Genomic DNA, 19,312 nt, shown 5'->3' on the forward strand with positions numbered 1-19,312 from the left:
TCCGGGGGTCGTCCCCCGGGCGCACACACAGCCCGCTGGGCGCGGACGACGGGGCCCCTGTGACGCCGGGGCTCCGCACCACATCGGCCGGGGTCCGGGGGTCGTCCCCCGGGCGCACGCACAGCCCGCTGGGCGCGGGCGGCAGGGCCTCTGTGACGGCGGCGTTCCGCACGACGTCGGCCGGGCGTCCGGGGGTTGCCCCCCGGACGGAACACAGCCCGCTGGGTGCGGGCGGTCGGAGGGTTGGGGGGCGGTTCATGAGCTGAGTGACGCGGGGACCGGCCGGCGGTGCGCGTCGGCCGGTCCCGGGACCCGTGTGCGCACGAAAGGCATTGGACAGGGGGCGCTGGCCAACGAACTTTCGACGCAAGGGGTGTGACCGCAGCATGCACACCACCCATCCACCCGCCTCCCCCGTGTGCAGGGAGGTGAAGAGCCGCACAGGCCGCGTGTACCGGGTCGGCGAGAGCGATGTCGACCTCATGGGCCGCGGCCGCGTCCGGATGGCCGTCCTGCCCTGCGTGGGCATGGCGGGCATCGGTTCCACCGCGTACGCCGCGGTCGCGGCGCAGCACGAACTGCGCGCCGCGCACCAGTGGGGCGCGGACACCTACTGGCCGATGGCCGTCTGGGCCCTCCTCCAGACGGCCGTCGCCCTTCCGGCCGGCCGCCTGCGGGACACCGGCCGGCTCACCGCCCGAACGGCCGTGCTCCTCGGCGCGTCGGCCACCCTGCTCGGCTACCTGGCGCTCGCCTGGGCGCCGGATCTCCGGCTCGCCTGCCTCGGCTTCGCGGTGTTCGCGGGCCTGGGCTGCGGGGTCGTGCACGCCACCTGCCTCGCCCTGCCCGTACGGTGGTTTCCGGAACGCCGGGGTGGGTGGACGGCTCTCGTCGAGGGCGGCTACGTCCTGGGCGTCGTGCCGTTCGCGCTGCTCCTCGGGCCGGACCCCGGAGCGGGCCGCCACCGGTTCGCGCTCACCGCGGTGGGGGCCGGGCTGTGCCTCGCCGTGGCGGCGGCCGGCCGGTATTTCCGCGACCCGCCGGACAACTGGTGGCCGCCGCACGTGGACCCGCTCAGGGGGCCGGCCGCGCCGGCCGCCCGGCGGGTGCTGGAGAAGAACCCGCCCGCCGTACGGCAGTTCGGCCTGCGGGAGGCCGCCCGCACTCCGGCGCTGTGGGTGATGGGGTGCTGCCTGCTCGGCACGTCGGGGATCACCGTGTTCGGACCGCTGTCTCTCGCGGCGCCGGGTTCGGGCCTGCGGGTCTCGGACCGGACCGTGACGGCGGCGGTGGTGCTGGCCGCCGTCGTCGGCGGCGCCGGGCTGGGCCTGGTGGGCCTGCTGTCCGACCGTGTCGGACGGCGCACCGCGCTCATCGCGGCCTGTCTGGTGCTCGGCACGGCGCAGTTCGGGACGGCGGCCGCCGCACAGGCCGGCGGCGGTCCCCTCTTCCTGGGCTGCGCCGTCGCCGTCGGGCTCGGCGGCGGGGCGGTCCTGCCGCTGGTCGCCGCGCTGGCGGCGGACTGTTTCGGCGAGAACCGCATCGCGAGCGTCTACGGCCTGCTGTCCGCCTCCCGGGGCGTGGCCGTGCTCGCCGGTCTGGGCACCTCGCCCGCCGTGTTCGGCGCCCGGTACGGCCACGGCGCCTTCGTCCTTGCGGGCTGTACCGGGCTCGCCTGCGCCGTACTGGCGCTGTTCCTCAAGGCTCCGGGCCGTCCCAGCGCCCGGCGCATCGTCCCCAATCCGCATCCGCTCGGCGAGGAGATGGTCTGAATGACCGCGGATCCCATGGCAACACGGAACACACCCTCCGATCCAGACGCGCAGAACCGTTCCTACCGAGAAGTGACCGACGCGCGGGGCCGGGTCTACCGCATCGGCGAGACGGACCGGGACATCCTCGGCCACTCACGCAAGCTCATGGTGTACCTGCCGTGGGTCGCGATGATGGCCATCAGCGTCTCCGAGTACGCCTACGGCTCTGCGGAGGACACCCTGTCCAAGGCCCACGGCTGGACCCAGAGCAACACGTTCTGGATCCTCAGCATCTGGGTGTTCTTCCAGGCGGGCATCGCCTTCCCGGCGGGCTGGCTGCGCGAGCGGGGCATCCTGACCGCCCGCAGGGCCATGTACACGGGCGCGGCGATGTGCCTGGTGGGCTTCCTGGCGCTGTCCCATCTGGACAACGTCGTGCTGGCCATCCTCGGCTTCGGAGTCGTGGGCGGCGTGGGCTCCGGGCTGATCTACGCGACCTGCATCAACATGGTGGGCAAGTGGTTCCCCGAGCGGCGCGGCGCGAAGACGGGCTTCGTCAACGGCGGTTTCGCCTACGGCTCGCTGCCCTTCATCTTCATCTTCAACTACGCCTTCGACACCGGGAACTACAACGAGGTCCTCGACCTGATCGGCGTGTACGTGCTGGCCGTCGTGGCCGTCTGCGCCTTCTTCTTCAAGGACCCGCCGAAGAACTGGTGGCCGGCCGACGTCGACCCGCTGTCGCACTCCGGCAACAACAAGAGCACGGCCAGCCTGGCCAAGAACCCGCCGGCGGTGCGCCAGTTCACGCCGAAGGAGGCCCTCAGGTCCGGCATGCTGCCGCTGATGTGGATCACGGTGGTCATGACCGCCGGTGTGTCGATCTTCGGTATCTCCTTCCAGGTCGACTTCGCCAAGGAGGTCGGGTTCGGCCCGCTGGTCGCGGCCTCGTCCATGGGCGTCATGGCGGTGATCAACGGTGTCGGCCGGGCCGTGGTCGGCTGGCTGTCGGACCTGTGGGGACGCAAGACGACGCTGGTGTTCGTGATCGTGGTGCTCGGCCTGGCCCAGTTCGGCGTCATATGGGCCGGTGACGTCAAGAACGAGTGGCTGTTCCTGTTCTTCGCCTTCCTCTCCGGCTTCGGCGGCGGCGCCTTCTACCCGATGTTCGCCGCCCTGACCCCGGACTACTTCGGGGAGAACTACAACGCCACCAACTACGGCCTGGTGTACAGCGGCAAGCTGGTCAGCGGTCTGTTCGGCGGCGGCCTGGGCTCCATGGTGGTGGGCGCCTGGGGTTACAACGGCGCCTATGCGCTGGCCGGCGGGGTGTCGATGGTGGCGGCGGCGCTCGCGCTGCTGCTGCGGCAGCCGGGCCGCGCCGGCAAGGTCCCGAACCGGAGCCGGTCGCGCGCGGCGGACGCCACGACCTGACGGCGGCCACGGAGCGGGGAGGGCCGGTACCCGGCGCTCCCCGCTCCGCCTATTCGGCGGCGACCTTGCCGCTCAGATCCGCCACGCCGTGACGGGCGGCGGTGTCCACCGCGATGGCGGCGAAGAGATCCGCCGCGTGGGCGAGCAGCATGCGCTGGTCACCCGGATCGACGAGCGGGTCCTCGCCGAGGGCGGCGACCCTGCGGGCGAACTCTGCCCGCAGGGACAGACCCTCCGGGGTGAGCGCGGTGCCGAACGCCGGATTGCGCACAAGGGCGAGGCTGCCCCGCTGATCGGTGGTTCTCTGGCGCGGCCGCGGCAGGCACCCGTTGGGTTCCTCGGACGCCGCGCCGGGTGTGGTGGGAAGGATGACGGAGAGGTGGTGGAAGACCGTCTGCAGATCGAGGTACTGAGGCCCGTCCGGGATGCCCGTCCGGAACAGCCGCAGCAGACTGCCGGTGAATCCTGTGTGGCGGTCCGTCAGCTCGTAGAGGGCCGGGGTAGTCCGTCCCGTGGCGCACAGGACGTGCACGTCCCCCACGCCGGGGTCGTCCAGTGCTCGGCCCGCGAAGCAGCAGTCCAGCACGACCACCGACTGCTTGGCCCGCAGGTAGCGCAGCCTGCCGAAGACCGAGCCGATGGGCAGGCCCGTCCGCAGCGCCTCGGTCCGGTCGTCGATCGAACCGGGAAGCGCCAGGAACAGTTCGGTGCGCCCGCTGCTGTCGTCGGCGTAGGACGCCTGCATGCCATGGCCCACGTAGTAGAAGAGGACGACGTCGGGCTTGCGGCCCGCGAGACGGTCGAGCGTGCCGAGGACCTCCTCCGCGCTCTTCGGGTTCGCGACGAGGAAGACGTGTTCTTCGTCGAACATGCCCGAGGGGCCCGTCAGGGCCTTCCTCAGGTCCTCGATACTGGTCCTCGCCTGCGGAATGTCCGGCAGGTTGCTCGGTGGTTCATGTGTGGACGTTCCCACCAGCACGGCCCACGAGTTCTCGCGGTCGAGCAGACGCGTCGGCAAGGCCGCCCTCATCCGGCTTCTCCTCACCCCGCGCAGTCGCGCAGGATCCTGTCACGCACCTTCGGCACATCCGCCTGGGACGCCGCCACGGCGCAGATCTCCACGCCGTTGGGGCACGTGACCTTCACGCTGACCTTGCGGGACTTTACCTCGTCGGACAACCAGCGCACATAGGCGGTCAGCGCGGCCGCGAGCACCGGACCGACCTCGGCGTACACCCGCACGGCCTCGTCGATGAAGCCCTGCCGGCCCGCCTCGGGTGGGCGCCTGACCTTGCTGATGTCGGCACGGACGAGGTTCTCGGTGTCCTTGAGCCAGCGCTCCAGGCGCTGGGTGCTGCCTGCGACGTCCTTCTCGTCCTCGCCGAAGCCGAAGATCAGTTCTGGCATCGCGCCTCCCCCTGCAGTCAGCCGAACAGTGGACCGCGTGGCGCCTTTCCCTCGCGAAGAGCCGTGCCCGCCACCACCGCCAAGTGCTGTCCGGGGAGGTGGAGTCGAGGCCCCGGTGCACGGAGCCGGACGGAATTCCGAGAGTAGCCAACCGCCCGCCCGTTGACCACAGGGCCACCCCCGTTCGGAACGTGGCTCGGCTGCGGCGGCTCCCCTCGCCGGACACCGCCACGGGCCCCGATCCGTCCACCCCCCGCCTGAAGTGCGACCCCTCAGGACGCCTCCCGGGCGTGGTAGGTCCGGCGGGTGTGCTCCGTGTGGCTGCGCATGACCTCGGTGGCGCGCTGTTCGTCGCGGGACGCGATCGCCGCGATGAGGGCGCGGTGTTCGATCCAGGACTGACGGCCGCGTTGGCGGGCGACCGGGGTGTAGTACCAGCGGACGCGGCGGTCGACCTGGGCGGCGAGTTCGGCGAGGACCGTGTTGCCGGCCAGTTCCATGATCTTGGCGTGGAAGCGGGCGTTGAGGGCGACGGCGCCGTCCACGTCGTCGGCGGCGACGGCCTTCTCGCCCTCCTCGCACAGCTCCTCGAGGACCGCGATGCCGGCGCTGCCCGCGTTCGCGGCGGCCAGCCGGGCGGCCTCCGCCTCCAGCAGGGTGCGGACGGTGAGGAGCTGGTCGGCCTCGTCCTCGGTCGGCTCGTGCACGAACGCGCCCTGTGCGGGCCGCAGATCGACCCAGCCCTCGGTGTTCAGCCGCTGCAGCGCCTCGCGCACCGGCTGCCGGGAGACGCCCAGGTGGCCCGCGAGTTCGCTCTCGACGAGGTGCTGACCGGGCCGCAGCGCGCGGGTGGTGATGAGTTCGAGCAGCGCCTCGTAGACGCGGTCGCGCAGCGGTCCGGGCCGTTCCAGCTTGGGCACCGACCCCTGCGGCAGTCCGGCAGACAACATCGCGGTCCCCCCTTCTCGGCGGGCCGTACCCGGCCGTGCGCCGCGAACGCCAGTATCGATTGCCTTTCGTCTACAGTCTACTGTGCACAATGGCCAGAGGAAGCGGGAGTTGGCCTTGTCACATCACCCCCTCGCACCCCCGTCACGGGCAGCGGACGACCTGGCCCGCGTACGACAGGTTGCCGCCGAAGCCGAACAGCAGCACCGGGTCGCCGCCCATGAGCGCCCCCTGCTCGACCAGCTTGGACAGGGCGAGCGGAATGCTGGCGGCGGAGGTGTTGCCGGACTCGGTGACATCGCGGGCGATCACGGCGTTGACCGCGCCGAGCTTCTCGGCGAGCGGCTCGATGATGCGCAGGTTGGCCTGGTGGAGGACGACACCGGCCAGCTCCTCGGGCGCCACCCCGGCCCGCTCGCAGGCGTGGCGCGCGATGGCGGGCAGCTGCGTGGTGGCCCAGCGGTAGACGCTCTGCCCCTCCTGCGCGAACCGCGGCGGAGTGCCCTCGATCCGCACCGCGTTCCCCATCTCGGGCACCGAGCCCCACAGCACCGGCCCGATCCCGGGCTCCTGCCCCGCCGCACACGCCTCGACGACGGCGGCCCCGGCCCCGTCCCCGACCAGGACGCAGGTGCTGCGGTCGGTCCAGTCGGTGACGTCGGACATCTTGTCGGCGCCGATGACCAGGGCGCGGGTGGCGGCGCCGGCCCGGACCGTGTGGTCGGCGGTGGCCAGCGCGTGCGTGAACCCGGCGCACACGACGTTGACGTCCATCGCGGCGGGCCGCGGGATGCCGAGCCGGGCCGCCACCCGGGCGGCGGTGTTCGGGGAGCGGTCGATCGCGGTGGACGTGGCGACCAGGACCAGGTCGATGTCGGCGGGGGCGAGTCCGGCGGCGGCCAGTGCCTTGGCGGCGGCGTGCGCGGCCAGTTCGTCGACCGGCTCGTCGGGGCCGGCGAGGTGCCGGGTCCGGATGCCCACCCGGCTGCGGATCCACTCGTCGCTGGTGTCGACCATGCCCGCCAGGTCCTCGTTGGTGAGCACCCTGGCGGGCTGGTAGTGGCCGATGGCGGTGATGCGCGAGCCGTTCATGGCGGGATCCCCTCGGTGCCGTGGGTAGCGGGATCCACCAGTCTGATCAGTGACTCGCGGGTACGACGGCAGGTGAAGGCACAGGAATCGGGCATCCGAGTTGTCGGCTTCCCTCAGACCCTCGGACGCCCGAGTACTCCCGTGCTCAGCCCGTGAACAACTGCGTGGCCTTCTGTACGAGCTCGTAGACCCCGTAGGCGAGGGGCGCGCCCACCCACAGCCAGGCGAGGGCGATCAGGGCGGCGTGGGTCCTCCCGCCCGGGCGGAGCCGGGAGTGGGGGGTGTCAGGCGGGCTGCTGTCGCTGGGCATCGGCGGCCTCCCTCGGGGCGGGGATGTGGTGGCGGGCGTGGACGGGCCGGACGAACTCGTTGGCGACGAAGCCGACGACGAGCAGCCCGATCATGATGGCGAACGACAGACCGTACAGGGCCGGGCCGTGCTTCCCCGCGGCCTCCTGGTGGTCGGCGATCCGGTTGACGATCAGCGGCCCGAGCACACCGGCGGTGGACCACGCGGTGAGCAGCCGGCCGTGGATCGCGCCGACCTGGTAGGTGCCGAAGAGGTCCTTCAGATACGCGGGGACGGTCGCGAAACCGCCGCCGTAGAAGGACAGGATGACGAGGGCGCAGAGCACGAACAGCGGCTTGGCCGCGTCCCCGAACAGGGCGAGGAGCAGGTACGTCAGCGCACCGACGCCGAGGTAGACGCGGTAGATGTTCTTGCGGCCGATCCGGTCGGAGGCCGACGACCAGCCGATCCGGCCGGCCATGTTGGCCGCCGAGAGCAGCGCCACGAAACCGGCGGCGGCCGACACCGACACCGGGGTGGAGCTGTCCGCGAAGAAGTCCGTGATCATCGGGGCGGCCTTCTCCAGGATGCCGATGCCGGCGGTGACGTTCGTGCACAGCACGACCCACAGGCACCAGAACTGCGGGGTGCGCACCGCGCTGCGGGCCGACACCTGCACGCCGTCGAGAGTGCTCGGGCCGCTCGCGCCGGGCGTGTCCGCCCGTGGCACGCGCACCAGGAGGACGCCCAGCGTCATGAAGACGGCGTACGTCAGGCCGTGCACCAGGAACGCGAGCGCGATCCCGGAGTGGCCGGTGCCGAAGGAGCGCAGCATCTGCGCCGACCAGGGCGAGGCGATCAGCGCGCCGCCGCCGAAGCCCATGATGGCGATGCCGGTGGCCGTGCCGGGCCGGTCCGGGAACCACTTGATCAGGGTGGAGACGGGCGAGATGTAGCCGATGCCGAGGCCGATGCCGCCGACGAAGCCGTAGCCGAGGACGATCAGCCAGTACTGCTTCGTCTGCGCGCCGAGGGCGGCGATCAGGAAGCCGGAGGAGAAGCAGACGAGGGCGACGGTCATCGCCCAGCGCGGCCCGTTGCGCTCAACGAGCGTGCCGCCGAACGCGGCCGACAGGCCGAGCATCACGATCGCCAGCTGGAAGGGGAGCGCGCTCTGGGTGCCGTCGAGGTGCAGCGCGGACTCCAGCGGCGGCTTGAAGACGCTCCAGGCGTAGGCCTGGCCGATGGAGAGGTGGATGGAGAGGGCGGTGGGCGGTACGAGCCAACGGCTCCAGCCCGGGGGTGCGACAGGTGGGCTGCTCATGGGCCGGACGGTACGGGCGCGCCCGGGACGTGAGGAGCCGTCAGGTCGACCGTATGCGGTGAACGGTATGCATAGTGCGCCCAACGGTCGTCCGCCCGTGCTCTCAACGGCCGTCGCACGGACCCTTGCTGAGGGTCCCTCCATACTGTAGACAATATTTCGTCGACAGAATTCGGCTTCCCGCTGCCCGGCTGAACCCCGCCCTCTCCCATCTCCGCGGTATCCCTCAAACCGAACGGAGTGCTCCCGTGAAAGTCGCAGTCCTCGGCGCCGGTGCGATCGGCGCCTACGTCGGTGCCGCCCTCCACCGGGCCGGCGCCGACGTGCATCTCATCGCCCGTGGACCGCATCTCGCGGCCATGAGGCAGCACGGCGTGCGCATCCGCAGCCCGCGCGGCGACTTCACCGCGCACCCCCACGCCACCGACGACCCCACCGAGGTCGGCGCGGTGGACTACGTCTTCCTGGGCCTGAAGGCCAACGCGTACGCGGCGTGCGGGCCGCTGATCGCACCGCTGCTCCACGAGCGCACCGCGGTGGTCGCCGCGCAGAACGGCATCCCCTGGTGGTACTTCCACCGGCACGGCGGACCCTACGACGGCCACCGGCTGGAGAGCGTGGACCCGGGCGGCGCCGTCAGCGCCGTCCTCGCGCCCGAACGGGCCGTCGGCTGCGTCGTCTACGCGGCCACCGAGCTGGAGGCCCCGGGCGTCGTGCGGCACGTGGAGGGCACCCGGTTCTCCGTCGGCGAGCCCGACCGCAGCATCTCCCCGCGCTGCCTGCGCTTCAGCGAGGCCATGCAGGCCGGCGGGCTGAAGTGCCCCGTGGAGCCGGACCTGCGCGGCGACATCTGGCTCAAGCTGCTCGGCAACATCTCCTTCAACCCCATCAGCGCCCTGGCCCGGGCCACCATGCGGCAGATGTGCCGGCACGGCGGCACCCGCCGGGTCATCGAGACGATGATGCGCGAGACGCTGTCCGTCGCCCAGGCCCTGGGCTGCGAGGTGGGCGTCTCCATCGAACGGCGGCTCGCGGGCGCCGAACGCGTCGGCGACCACCGCACCTCCACCCTCCAGGACCTGGAGCGCGGCAGGCCGCTGGAGCTGGACGTGCTGCTCGCGGCCGTCGTCGAACTCGCGGAGATCACCGGCGTGGAGGTGCCCACCCTGCGCACCGTGCACGCCATATCGGACCTGCTCGCGCTGAGGAGCGCCGCATGAGGAAACGACAGCCGAAGACCTACACCCGGCTCACCCACCCGCTGGTCCGGGACTCGCGCGGCGAGCCGTTCCGGCGGGCCACGTGGGAGGAGGCGCTGGAGCGGGCGGCCCGGGGCCTGGAGCGCAACCGGGGCGCGTTCGGGATGTTCTCCTGCTCCCGCGCCACCAACGAGATGAACTACGTGGCGCAGAAGTTCGCCCGGGTCGTGATGGGCACCCACAACGTGGACTCGTGCAACCGCACCTGCCACGCGCCCAGTGTCGCCGGGCTGTCGGCGGCGTTCGGCTCCGGCGGCGGCACCTCGTCGTACGAGGAGATCGAACACACCGACGTCATCGTGATGTGGGGCTCCAACGCCCGCTTCGCGCACCCCATCTTCTTCCAGCACGTGCTGAAGGGCATCCGGGGCGGCGCCCGGATGTACGCGGTGGACCCGCGGCGGACCTCGACCGCGGAGTGGGCGGAGAGCTGGCTCGGGCTGAACGTCGGCACCGACATCCCGATGGCGCACGCGATCGGCCGGGAGATCATCCACGCCGGGCTGGTCAACGAGACGTTCGTCGAGCGCGCGACCACCGGGTTCGAGGAGTACCGCAAGCTGGTCGAGCCGTGGACCCTGTCCCTCGCCGAGAAGGTGACCGGCGTGCCGGCCCGGGCGATACGGGAGCTGGCGCACGCCTACGCCCGCGCCGAGCGCGCCCAGCTGTGCTGGACCCTCGGCATCACCGAGCACCACAACGGCACCGACAACGTCCGCGCGCTGATCAACCTGTCCCTGCTCACCGGCCACGTCGGCCGCTACGGCTCCGGGCTGCAGCCGCTGCGCGGGCAGAACAACGTGCAGGGCGGCGGCGACATGGGCGCGATCCCCAACCGGCTGCCCGGCTTCCAGGACATCCTCGACGCGGAGATCCGGCTGAAGTTCGAGTCGGCCTGGGACACGGTCCTCCAGCCGCACTACGGGCTGAACCTGACGGAGATGTTCGAGGCGATGGACGAGGGGGCGCTGCGGGCGGTCTACTGCATCGGGGAGAACCCGGCGCAGTCGGAGGCCGACACGGAACAGGCCGTGCGGCGGCTCAAGGCGCTGGACTTCCTGCTCGTGCAGGACATCTTCCTGACGAAGACGGCCGAGCTGGCGGACGTGGTGCTGCCGGCGACCGCCGGCTGGGCGGAGACCGAGGGCACGACCACCAACAGCGAGCGCCGGGTGCAGCGGGTGCGCCGGGCGATCACCCCGCCCGGCGAGGCCCGCGAGGACATCGAGATCATCTGCGAGCTGGCCGCCCGGCTCGGCCACGACTGGAAGTACGCCGACGCGGAGGCCGTCTGGAACGAGCTGCGGTCGGTGTCCCCGGACCACTACGGGATGACGTACCGGCGCCTGGAGGAGCATCAGGGCATCCAGTGGCCGTGCCCGAGCACGGATCAACTCGAACCCACGTATCTGCACGGGCGGTTGTGGGAGACCGACACCGAACGGCGGGGCAGGCCCGCGCCGTTCGGGCTGGTACAGCACGATCCGCCGGTGGACCTCACCGACGAGGAGTACCCCATCCGGCTCACCACCGGACGGCGCCTGGACTCCTACAACACCGGCGTGCAGAGCGGCGGTTTCGCCTCTCCGCTGCGGCGCGGCGAGTACATCGAGCTGTGTCCGGAGGACGCCGAGCGGTACGGGGTCGTGGTCGGCGAGGAAGTGCGGGTCAGCTCGCGGCGCGGGTCGGTGCTGGCGCCGGTGTGGATCGACACCGCGCTGCGGCCGGGCCTGGCCTTCATGAGCTTCCACTTCCCCGACGAGGTGGACACCAACCAGCTGACGATCGAGGCCAACTGCCCCATCGCCGGGACGGCGGAGTTCAAGGCGTCGGCGATCCGCATCGAGAAGCTCCCGGCCACGACGTACGTGAGGTGAGGCGTGGATCTGCACTTCGGCGACAGCAAGCCGACGGACGAGGAACGGGCCGCCGTGGACGCCCTGCTGGGCCCGCCCGAGTCCGCGTGGGAGGGCGCCGACCGCACGGACGCCGAACTGAGGTGGGCGCGGGGCGGCCGGGAGGCCCGCGACCGGCGCGATCTGCTCCTGCCGGGGCTGCACGCGCTCAACGACCGGGTCGGCTGGATCAGCGAGGGCGCCCTCGACTACCTGTGCCGCAGGCTCACCGTGCCGCCCGCGGAGGCGTACGGCGTGGCGACGTTCTACGCCATGTTCTCGGTGCGCCCGCGCCCCGCGACGGTCCTGCACATGTGCACCGACCTGGCCTGCACGGCGGCCGGGGCGGGCGAGCTGTGCGCGGAGGTCGAGGAGCGGCTCGGCCCGGCGAGCGGGGTGAGCGTGGAGCGCAGTCCCTGTCTGGGTCTGTGCGAGCGCGCCCCGGCCGCGCTGGCGATCCGGGCGGGCGATCCGGTGCGTACGGCGGTGTCGGCGCCGGCGACCGCCGAGGCGGCCGTGCTCGCCGCGCGCTCCCCCGACTCGGCCGCGCAGGAGCCGCCCGCGGCCCGGGCCGTGCCGCAGGCCGGCCGGGACGGGCTGATCCTGCTGCGCCGCGTCGGCACGGTCGATCCCGCGTCGCTGGACGACTACCGGGCGCACGGCGGCTACGCGGCCCTGCGCCGCGCCTTCGAGCTGGGCCCCGCCGGCGTGATCCGCGAGGTCACCGACTCGGGTCTGGTCGGGCGCGGCGGCGCCGCCTTCCCCACCGGCCGCAAGTGGCAGGCCACGGCGGCCCAGCCCGACCACCCGCACTACCTGGTGTGCAACGCGGACGAGTCCGAGCCGGGCACCTTCAAGGACCGGGTGCTGATGGAGGGCGACCCGTACGCCCTGGTCGAGGCGATGACCATCGCGGCGTACGCGACCGGTGCCCACCGGGGCTACCTGTATCTGCGCGGCGAGTACCCGCGCGCCCTGCGGCGCCTGGAGCACGCGATCGCGCAGGCACGCGCGCGCGGCTTCCTCGGGGACGACGTCCTCGGCCAGGGCTACGCCTTCGACATCGAGATCCGGCGCGGCGCGGGCGCCTACATCTGCGGCGAGGAGACGGCCCTGTTCAACTCGATCGAGGGCTACCGGGGCGAGCCGCGCTCCAAGCCGCCGTTCCCGGTGGAGCAGGGTCTGTTCGGCAGGCCGACGGTCGAGAACAACGTGGAGACGCTGGTCAACGTCCTGCCGATCCTGACGATGGGCGCCGCGGCGTACGCGGCGCTCGGCACGGCCCGCTCCACCGGGCCGAAGCTGTTCTGCGTCTCCGGGAGCGTGGCCCGGCCCGGCGTGTACGAGCTGCCGTTCGGCGCGACGCTCGGCGAACTGCTGGAGCTGGCCGGCGTGCGGGACGGCCTGCGGGCGGTGCTGCTGGGCGGGGCGGCCGGCGGGTTCGTACGGCCCGACGAGCTGGACGTCCCGCTCACCTTCGAAGGCACCCGTCAGGCGGGCACGACGCTCGGCTCGGGGGTGGTGATGGCCTTCGACGACAGCGTGCCGCTGCCCCGGCTGCTGCTGCGCATCGCCGAGTTCTTCCGGGAGGAGTCCTGCGGGCAGTGCGTGCCGTGCCGGGTCGGGACGGTCCGGCAGGAGGAGGCGCTGCGCCGGATCGCGGACCGCACCGGACCCGGCGCCGCCCCGGACATCGCCCTGCTGCGCGAGGTGGGCCGGGCGATGCGGGACGCCTCGATCTGCGGTCTGGGCCAGACCGCGTGGAACGCCGTGGAATCCGCCATCGACCGTCTGGGGGCCTACGAATGACCGCGATACCGCTGGGGATCCCGCGCCGGCTGGTCGAGTGCACGATCGACGGCGAGCAGGCGCGGGTCCCGGAGGGTTCGACCCTGCTCGACGCCTGCCGCGCCGCCGGCAAGGACATCCCGACCCTGTGCCAGGGCGACACGCTGCGGCCGAAGAACGCCTGCCGGGTGTGCGTGGTGGAGGTGGAGGGGTCCCGGACGCTGGTGCCGGCCTGCTCGCGCCGGGCGGAGCCGGGCATGGAGGTCCGCACGGACACCGAGCGGGCCCGGCACAGCCGGAAGATCGTCCTGGAGCTGCTCGCCTCCTCGGCCGACCTGTCGACCACGCCGCGGGCCGCCGAGTGGATCAAGGAGTACGAGGCGAAGCCGGACCGCTTCGGCCCGGACGCGGCACGGCTGAACGAGGACCCGAAGCTGGACAACGACCTGTACGTGCGCGACTACGCCAAGTGCATCCTGTGCTACAAGTGCGTCGACGCCTGCGGGGACCAGTGGCAGAACACCTTCGCGATCTCGGTCGCCGGGCGCGGCTTCGACGCCCGGATCGCCGTCGAGCACGACGCGCCGCTGACCGACTCGGCCTGCGTGTACTGCGGCAACTGCATCGAGGTGTGCCCGACCGGGGCGCTGTCGTTCAAGACGGAGTTCGACATGCGGGCGGCGGGTACCTGGGACGAGTCACGGCAGACGGAGACGACGACGGTGTGCGCCTACTGCGGAGTGGGCTGCAACCTCACGCTCCATGTGCAGGACAATGAGATCGTCAAGGTCACCTCGCCGCACGACAACCCGGTGACCCACGGCAATCTCTGCATCAAGGGCCGTTTCGGCTACCAGCACGTACAGAACCGGGGCTGATCAGGACATGGGACGAGTCACGGAACGACGCAAGGTCCTCCGCATCCGGGACGGGGCCCTCTCCACCCGGCCGGACACGCTCGTCGCCGAGGAACCGCTGGAGATCCGGCTGAACGGCAAGCCGCTCGCCATCACCATGCGCACCCCGGGCGACGACTTCGCGCTGGCGGCCGGCTTCCTGGTGAGCGAGGGCGTGCTGGCCCGCGCGTCGGATCTGCGGAACATCGTCTACTGCGCCGGGGCGACGGGTGAGGGCGGCGCGAACACCTACAACGTGGTGGACGTGCAGACCGCGCCGGGCGTCACCCTGCCGGAGTTCTCCCTGGAGCGGAACGTCTACACCTCCTCCTCGTGCGGGCTGTGCGGCAAGGCCAGCCTGGACGCGGTCCGTACGACAGCCCGCTGGCCCATCGCCGACACGCCGCCGGTCCGGGTCACCCCGGAGCTGCTGGCGAGCCTCCCCGACCGGCTGCGCGCGGCCCAGCGGGTATTCGACCGGACCGGGGGCCTGCACGCGGCCGCGCTGTTCACCGAGGACGGGCAGCTGCTGGACATACGGGAGGACGTGGGCCGGCACAACGCGGTCGACAAGCTGGTCGGCCGTGCGCTGCAGAGCGGGGCGCTGCCGCTGTCACGGACGGTGCTGCTGGTCTCCGGCCGGGCCTCGTTCGAGCTGGCGCAGAAGGCCGTGATGGCGGGCATCCCGGTGCTGGCGGCGGTGTCGGCGCCGTCGTCGCTGGCGGTGGACCTTGCGGCGGAGAGCGGCCTGACGCTGGTGGGCTTCCTGCGGGGCAGCTCGATGAACGTGTACGCGGGTGAGGACCGGATCGCCCTGCGGGAGGCGGCCGCCCAGGGCTGACCGGCCCGCCGCGGCACGGCGGCGGGGCTCCGGCCGGCGGGGAGCGCCCCCTGCGCCGCGGGGCCCCGCCGCAGCCGGGAGTCCTAGTGCGGGGCGAGCGAGCGTGCCGCCTCGGCGAACGCCGCGATCAGCGGTGAGCGGCGGCCGGCCTCCCAGGCCAGGTACACCTGGTCGGGTTCCGCGTCCGGTACGGGCACGTAGGTGATGTCCGGGCGGGAGTACTGCTCGGCGATCGACACCGGTACGAGCGTGATGCCCGTGCCCGCCGCCACCCGTTCGAACTTCTCCTCGACGCTGCGGATCGGCACGTCGTCGGGGCCGGGGTCGGCGTAGCGCAGCCATCGCTCGCCGTCCAGGTCGGACAGGGCCAGCTCCCGCTTCCCGGCGAGCCGGTGGTCCGCGGGCAGCATCGCGACGCGGGCCTCGGTGAACAGGGCAAGCAGTGCGAGGCCGCGCTCGTCGATGGGGCGGCGCACGTAGGCGAGGTCGACGGTCCCGTCGAGGATCAGGCGCTCCTGGTCGTCCCACTCGACGCGGCGGGTCCGGACGTCGACGTCCGGGTGGGCGGCGCCGAAAGCCCGCAGGGCCGGCGTGACGACGACGCCGGCCCGGAAGCCGACGTCGAGCCGGCGTGGGCCCCGGGCGGTCCGCCGCACCCGGCGCCGGGTGGCGTCGGCGGCGGCGAGCAAGGGGCGGGCGTCGTCCATGAGTTGCCGTCCAGCCGCGGTCAACGCGACTCCGTGGCTGTCGCGTTCGAAGAGTGCGGCACCCAAGTCCTTCTCCAGCGCGCGGATCTGGCGGCTCAGCACCGGCTGGGCGATGTGCAGCCGCTCGGCGGCGCGCCCGAAGTGCAGCAGCTCGGCGACCGCCGTGAAGTAGCGCACCTTCCGCAGGTCGAGGTCCATGGCCACCCCCTTCCGTCCCGGTCGGCGATGCCTTCAGGGTATCGCCGCCGTCCGAAGAGGTCTTGGACGGCGGGCCGGGGGCCGTCGCAGGCTTGATCGCGTCGACGGGTCGTCGACCGGTCACGGAGTCGACGCGTCGTCGGCCGATCACGGAAGGGGAACCACATGAGCCTGCGAGGACAGCGGATCGTCGTCATCGGGGGTACGGCGGGCATCGGGCTGGCGGTCGCGGAGGGCGCCGCCCGCGAGGGCGCGGAGGTGGTCGTCGCCTCGCGCCGGCGGGAGAGCGTGGACGCCGCGCTGAAGCGGCTGCCCGAGAGCGCCGCGGGACACGTGCTGGACGCGACCGACGAGGAGGCGGTGCGCGGCTTCTTCGCCCGCGTCGGCGGCTTCGACCACCTGGTGTACACGGCCGGTGAGTCGCTGCTGATGGGCAGCCTCGCCGAGACGGACCTGGGGCGGGCCCGGCGGTTCCTGGACACGCGTCTGTGGGGTGCGTACACGGCCGTCAGGCACGGCGCCCCGGGGATCCGGCCGGGCGGCTCGGTCGTGCTGACGACCGGCACCGCGGGCAGGCGCCCGATGCCGGGCACGACCGTCGCGGCGAGCCTGTGCGGGGCGATGCAGTCGCTCACCCGCGCACTCGCCCTGGAGATCGCCCCGGTCCGCGTCAACGCGGTCTCGCCGGGCGTGGTCCGCACCGAGCTGTGGCGGGACCTGCCCGAGGCGGAGCGCGAGGGTCTGTACGCGTCCGCCGCCGGTTCGCTGCCCGTGGGCCGGGTGGGCGAGCCCGCCGACGTGGCGGAGGCGTACCTGTATCTGATGCGCGGCGGCTACAGCACCGGCTCGGTGGTCGTGGTGGACGGCGGCGGCACGCTGGTGTGAGGGATCAGGGCGCGAACCGCACCTGGGCCGTCTGCACCACCGTGCCGAGCCGCGGGAAGTCCAGCCGCACCGACGCCTCGTGCTCGGCGGCCGTGAACGCCGCCATCGCGTCGTGGACGAAGACGAGGTCGTAGCCGAGGTCGGCGGCGGCGCGGGCGGTGGACTCGACGCCGAGGTTGGTGGCGATGCCGGCGAGCACCAGGGTGGTGACGCCGCGTTCGCGCAGCCGCTCGTCGAGGCCGGTGTCCCGGAAGGCGCCGACGGTCCGCTTGACCACCTCCAGGTCGCCGTCCCGGAGCAGGCCCGGCACCAGCCCGCTGCCGGGCGGCTGCTCGGCGACGCTCGGCCGCTCGGTCCGGACGACCGCGACGGGTGCCACGGCGGCACGGAAGCCGCTCGCCAGCTCCTCGGCCCGGGCGAGCACATCGGGGCCTTTGCGGGGTTCGAGGGGCAGCGCGACGATGCGTTCCATCAGATCGACGAGGACGAGGGCGGTGCGCTGCGGGTCGAGCAGGACGGCTGCGGTCATGACGGAACGTTAGCGGCCGTCAGCCGTCCGTGCCGGAAATCCGGATCAACAGGCCCGTGAACTGCTCCCGTTCGGCAGCGGTCAGCGGGGCGAGCAGCTCGTCGTTGGCCGCGCGGGCCGCCTGTTCGCAGCGCGCGAGGAGCCGGGCGCCGTCGTCGGTGAGGGACACCGCGTTCTTGCGCCGGTCACGGGCGTCGGGGGCGCGGACGACGAGGCCGGCGCCCTGCAGGTCGTTCAGGATGCCCACCAGGTCCTTGGGGTCCAGGCCGATGCTGCGCCCGAGGTCCGCCTGGGCGACGGGGGCGAGGTCGCGCACGGCCGAGAGGACCACGTGGTGCCACATCTTCATGCCCTCGGCGGCGAGGGCACCGGCGACCAGGGCGCGGCCCCGGGCGGCGGCCCGGCCGAGCAGCCAGCTGGGCAGGGAGCGGATCGCGGGCAGGGGTGCTTCGGCCATGACGGCAGCCTATCCAGGAATCGTTGGGCTTCCCCATGAACCTCCCTTACCGTTGGGGCACCCAACGACTTCATGGGTCTTCCCAACGCTTGATGCGCCGGGCTGCCCGGCGAGGAGATTGCGATGCGTCACGTCCGGTACGAGTCCGCCGACGGCCCCCTGTTCCTGGAGGAGGTCCCGGTGCCCGAACCCGGCCCCGGGGGGGAACCGCTGGTGCGCTGCGCAGCGGTCGGCGTCACCCTGCCGGTCGTCCGCAAGGTCGCCGAGGCCGCCGAGGCCGCCGAGCCGATCCCGCTCGGCGGCGAGGTGGCGGGCGAGGTGGTGGCGGTCGGCGAGGGGGTGAGCCGCTTCCGCGCCGGCGACCGGGTGACCGGGCTGTGCTTTGGCGGCCGCCCTGCCCGTCGCGGGCCCCGAAGGCGCCGGGGTCAGCGCAGGACACGGTCCTGCGGTCCCTGGACCACGCCGGCGGCCGGGCTCTCGGCGGCGTCCTTTCGGGCGCCCTCCGGATCACGGGCCCGGCGCTTGGCGATGACCGCGCAGACCATCAGCTGCATCTGATGGAAGAGCATCAGCGGCAGCACGGCCAGGGAGGCGTGGGCGCCGAAGAGGACGCTCGCCATGGGCAGCCCCGAGGCGAGGGACTTCTTCGAGCCCGCGAACTGGATGGCGATCCGGTCCTCCCGGCCGAAGCCGAGTGCCCGGCCGCCGTACCAGGTCAGCACCAGCATCACGGCGAGCAGCGCCGCCTCGACGACGAGCAGCGCGCCGAGCCGCACGGGGCTCACCTGGTGCCAGATGCCCTGGGCCATGCCCTCGCTGAACGCCGTGTAGACGACGAGCAGGATCGAGCCGCGGTCGACCAGTCCGAGGACCTTCTTGTGCCGGGCGACGAAGCCCCCGATCCACCGCCGCAGCACCTGCCCGGCCAGGAACGGCACCAGCAGTTGCAGGACGATCTTCACCACCGAGTCGGCGGAGAACCCGCCGCCGCTGCTGCCGAGCAGCCCGGCCGCCAGCAGCGGGGTCACGACGATGCCGACCAGCGAGGAGAAGGAGCCGGCGCAGATCGCGGCGGGCACGTTCCCGCGTGCGATGGAGGTGAAGGCGATGGACGACTGGATGGTGGACGGCACCAGCGTCAGGAACAGCAGGCCCTGGTAGAGCGGCTGGGTCAGCAGGACGGGCACCAGGCCGCGCGCGCCCAGCCCGAGCACCGGGAAGATGACGAACGTGCAGACCAGCACCGTGCCGTGGAGCCGCCAGTGGCGCAGTCCGTCGAGCGCCTCGCGGGTGGACAGCCGGGCGCCGTAGAGGAAGAAGAGCAGGGCGATCGCGGCCGTCGACGCGCCGGAGGTCACATGGGCGCCCGTTCCCCGGGCCGGCAGCAGCGCCGCGAGGCACACCGTCGCGAGCAGCAGGACGATGTACGGGTCGATCGGCATCCAACGGGGCCAGCGCAGGCGTTTCACGGTGCTCCGATTGCTGTGCGTCGCTCTTGGGCGGTTCCGGATCTCGCTCCGGTCCCGGGGCCCGCAGGGCCCCCCTCCATCGTCCTCCCCGCCACCTCGATCGGGAATCCCACATACCACTCTGACTGTCATCACGATGC

18 protein-coding genes and 1 pseudogene are annotated in these 19,312 nt (G+C 72.6%); 9 read left to right on the forward strand and 10 right to left on the reverse strand.

Annotation, left to right across the window (positions count from 1 at the left end):
- Positions 1–428 precede the first annotated feature (428 nt).
- Together ACLU3S_RS00870 and ACLU3S_RS00875 are read left to right on the forward strand one after the other, a co-directional pair.
- Complete coding sequence (locus ACLU3S_RS00870) at positions 429–1,772, forward strand: MFS transporter (protein ID WP_413949705.1); 1,344 nt, start codon at positions 429–431, stop codon at positions 1,770–1,772.
- Positions 1,773–3,188, forward strand: a complete 1,416-nt coding sequence (locus ACLU3S_RS00875) for an OFA family MFS transporter (protein WP_413949706.1) — start codon at positions 1,773–1,775, stop codon at positions 3,186–3,188.
- Between the two features lie 49 nt (positions 3,189–3,237).
- Here the strand turns inward: ACLU3S_RS00875 and ACLU3S_RS00880 are convergent, their stop codons facing one another.
- The 6 genes from ACLU3S_RS00880 to ACLU3S_RS00905 form a co-directional block, all read right to left on the reverse strand.
- Positions 3,238–4,218, reverse strand: a complete 981-nt coding sequence (locus tag ACLU3S_RS00880; protein ID WP_413949707.1) for a caspase family protein — start codon at positions 4,216–4,218, stop codon at positions 3,238–3,240.
- Positions 4,219–4,229: 11 nt separating this feature from the next.
- Entirely contained in the window at positions 4,230–4,595 is a 366-nt protein-coding gene (locus ACLU3S_RS00885) for an effector-associated constant component EACC1 (protein ID WP_413949708.1), read from the reverse strand.
- A gap of 272 nt (positions 4,596–4,867) precedes the next feature.
- Positions 4,868–5,545 (reverse strand): GntR family transcriptional regulator, encoded by a 678-nt coding sequence (locus tag ACLU3S_RS00890; RefSeq protein WP_413949709.1) that lies wholly within the window; start codon positions 5,543–5,545, stop codon positions 4,868–4,870.
- 142 nt (positions 5,546–5,687) lie between these two features.
- On the reverse strand, positions 5,688–6,635 hold the full coding sequence (locus tag ACLU3S_RS00895) for a beta-ketoacyl-ACP synthase III (protein ID WP_413949710.1): 948 nt from the start codon (positions 6,633–6,635) through the stop codon (positions 5,688–5,690).
- Positions 6,636–6,780: 145 nt separating this feature from the next.
- Complete coding sequence (locus ACLU3S_RS00900) at positions 6,781–6,945, reverse strand: MFS transporter small subunit (RefSeq protein ID WP_413949711.1); 165 nt, start codon at positions 6,943–6,945, stop codon at positions 6,781–6,783.
- Entirely contained in the window at positions 6,920–8,248 is a 1,329-nt protein-coding gene (locus ACLU3S_RS00905) for an OFA family MFS transporter (RefSeq protein ID WP_413949712.1), read from the reverse strand. The genes ACLU3S_RS00900 and ACLU3S_RS00905 overlap by 26 nt, the downstream gene beginning before the upstream one ends.
- A gap of 248 nt (positions 8,249–8,496) precedes the next feature.
- Here ACLU3S_RS00905 and ACLU3S_RS00910 point away from each other — a divergent pair, with 248 nt between their 5' ends.
- From ACLU3S_RS00910 to fdhD, 5 genes are read left to right on the forward strand one after another with little or no spacing between them, the layout of a single operon-like run.
- Positions 8,497–9,468, forward strand: coding sequence for a 2-dehydropantoate 2-reductase (locus tag ACLU3S_RS00910; RefSeq protein WP_413949713.1), 972 nt, complete (start codon positions 8,497–8,499; stop codon positions 9,466–9,468).
- Complete coding sequence (locus ACLU3S_RS00915) at positions 9,465–11,384, forward strand: molybdopterin oxidoreductase family protein (RefSeq protein ID WP_413949714.1); 1,920 nt, start codon at positions 9,465–9,467, stop codon at positions 11,382–11,384. Before ACLU3S_RS00910 ends, ACLU3S_RS00915 begins: the two co-directional genes overlap by 4 nt.
- Before the next feature lie 3 nt (positions 11,385–11,387).
- A complete protein-coding gene (locus ACLU3S_RS00920) occupies positions 11,388–13,211 on the forward strand; it encodes an NAD(P)H-dependent oxidoreductase subunit E (RefSeq protein WP_413949715.1) in 1,824 nt (607 codons plus the stop codon).
- Positions 13,208–14,068 (forward strand): 2Fe-2S iron-sulfur cluster-binding protein, encoded by an 861-nt coding sequence (locus ACLU3S_RS00925; RefSeq protein ID WP_413949716.1) that lies wholly within the window; start codon positions 13,208–13,210, stop codon positions 14,066–14,068. The genes ACLU3S_RS00920 and ACLU3S_RS00925 overlap by 4 nt, the downstream gene beginning before the upstream one ends.
- Positions 14,069–14,075: 7 nt before the next feature.
- Entirely contained in the window at positions 14,076–14,927 is an 852-nt protein-coding gene (gene fdhD, locus ACLU3S_RS00930; RefSeq protein WP_413949717.1) for a formate dehydrogenase accessory sulfurtransferase FdhD, read from the forward strand.
- A gap of 83 nt (positions 14,928–15,010) precedes the next feature.
- Here fdhD and ACLU3S_RS00935 read toward each other — a convergent pair whose 3' ends face one another.
- Entirely contained in the window at positions 15,011–15,832 is an 822-nt protein-coding gene (locus ACLU3S_RS00935) for a LysR family transcriptional regulator (RefSeq protein ID WP_413949718.1), read from the reverse strand.
- A 165-nt stretch (positions 15,833–15,997) separates the two neighbouring features.
- Between ACLU3S_RS00935 and ACLU3S_RS00940 the strand changes: the two genes are divergently transcribed.
- Positions 15,998–16,717 carry an SDR family oxidoreductase gene (locus ACLU3S_RS00940; protein WP_413949719.1) on the forward strand — a complete coding sequence of 240 codons (720 nt, stop codon included), beginning with the start codon at positions 15,998–16,000 and terminating at the stop codon, positions 16,715–16,717.
- A 4-nt stretch (positions 16,718–16,721) separates the two neighbouring features.
- Here the strand turns inward: ACLU3S_RS00940 and ACLU3S_RS00945 are convergent, their stop codons facing one another.
- Together ACLU3S_RS00945 and ACLU3S_RS00950 are read right to left on the reverse strand one after the other, a co-directional pair.
- Entirely contained in the window at positions 16,722–17,246 is a 525-nt protein-coding gene (locus tag ACLU3S_RS00945) for an isochorismatase family protein (RefSeq protein WP_413949720.1), read from the reverse strand.
- A gap of 19 nt (positions 17,247–17,265) precedes the next feature.
- The gene (locus ACLU3S_RS00950; protein WP_413949721.1) at positions 17,266–17,703 is read right to left on the reverse strand and encodes a MarR family winged helix-turn-helix transcriptional regulator; all 438 of its coding nucleotides are present in this window, start codon (positions 17,701–17,703) and stop codon (positions 17,266–17,268) included.
- Between the two features lie 123 nt (positions 17,704–17,826).
- Here ACLU3S_RS00950 and ACLU3S_RS00955 point away from each other — a divergent pair.
- Positions 17,827–18,090 (forward strand): annotated as a pseudogene (locus tag ACLU3S_RS00955) (alcohol dehydrogenase catalytic domain-containing protein); the annotation flags it as partial.
- Positions 18,091–18,128: 38 nt separating this feature from the next.
- Here ACLU3S_RS00955 and ACLU3S_RS00960 read toward each other — a convergent pair.
- Positions 18,129–19,145 carry a bile acid:sodium symporter family protein gene (locus ACLU3S_RS00960; protein ID WP_413949722.1) on the reverse strand — a complete coding sequence of 339 codons (1,017 nt, stop codon included), beginning with the start codon at positions 19,143–19,145 and terminating at the stop codon, positions 18,129–18,131.
- Positions 19,146–19,312: the final 167 nt, after the last annotated feature.

Source organism: Streptomyces sp. AF1A (genome assembly GCF_047340315.1).
In the GTDB taxonomy this organism is placed as follows: Bacteria; Actinomycetota; Actinomycetes; order Streptomycetales; family Streptomycetaceae; genus Streptomyces.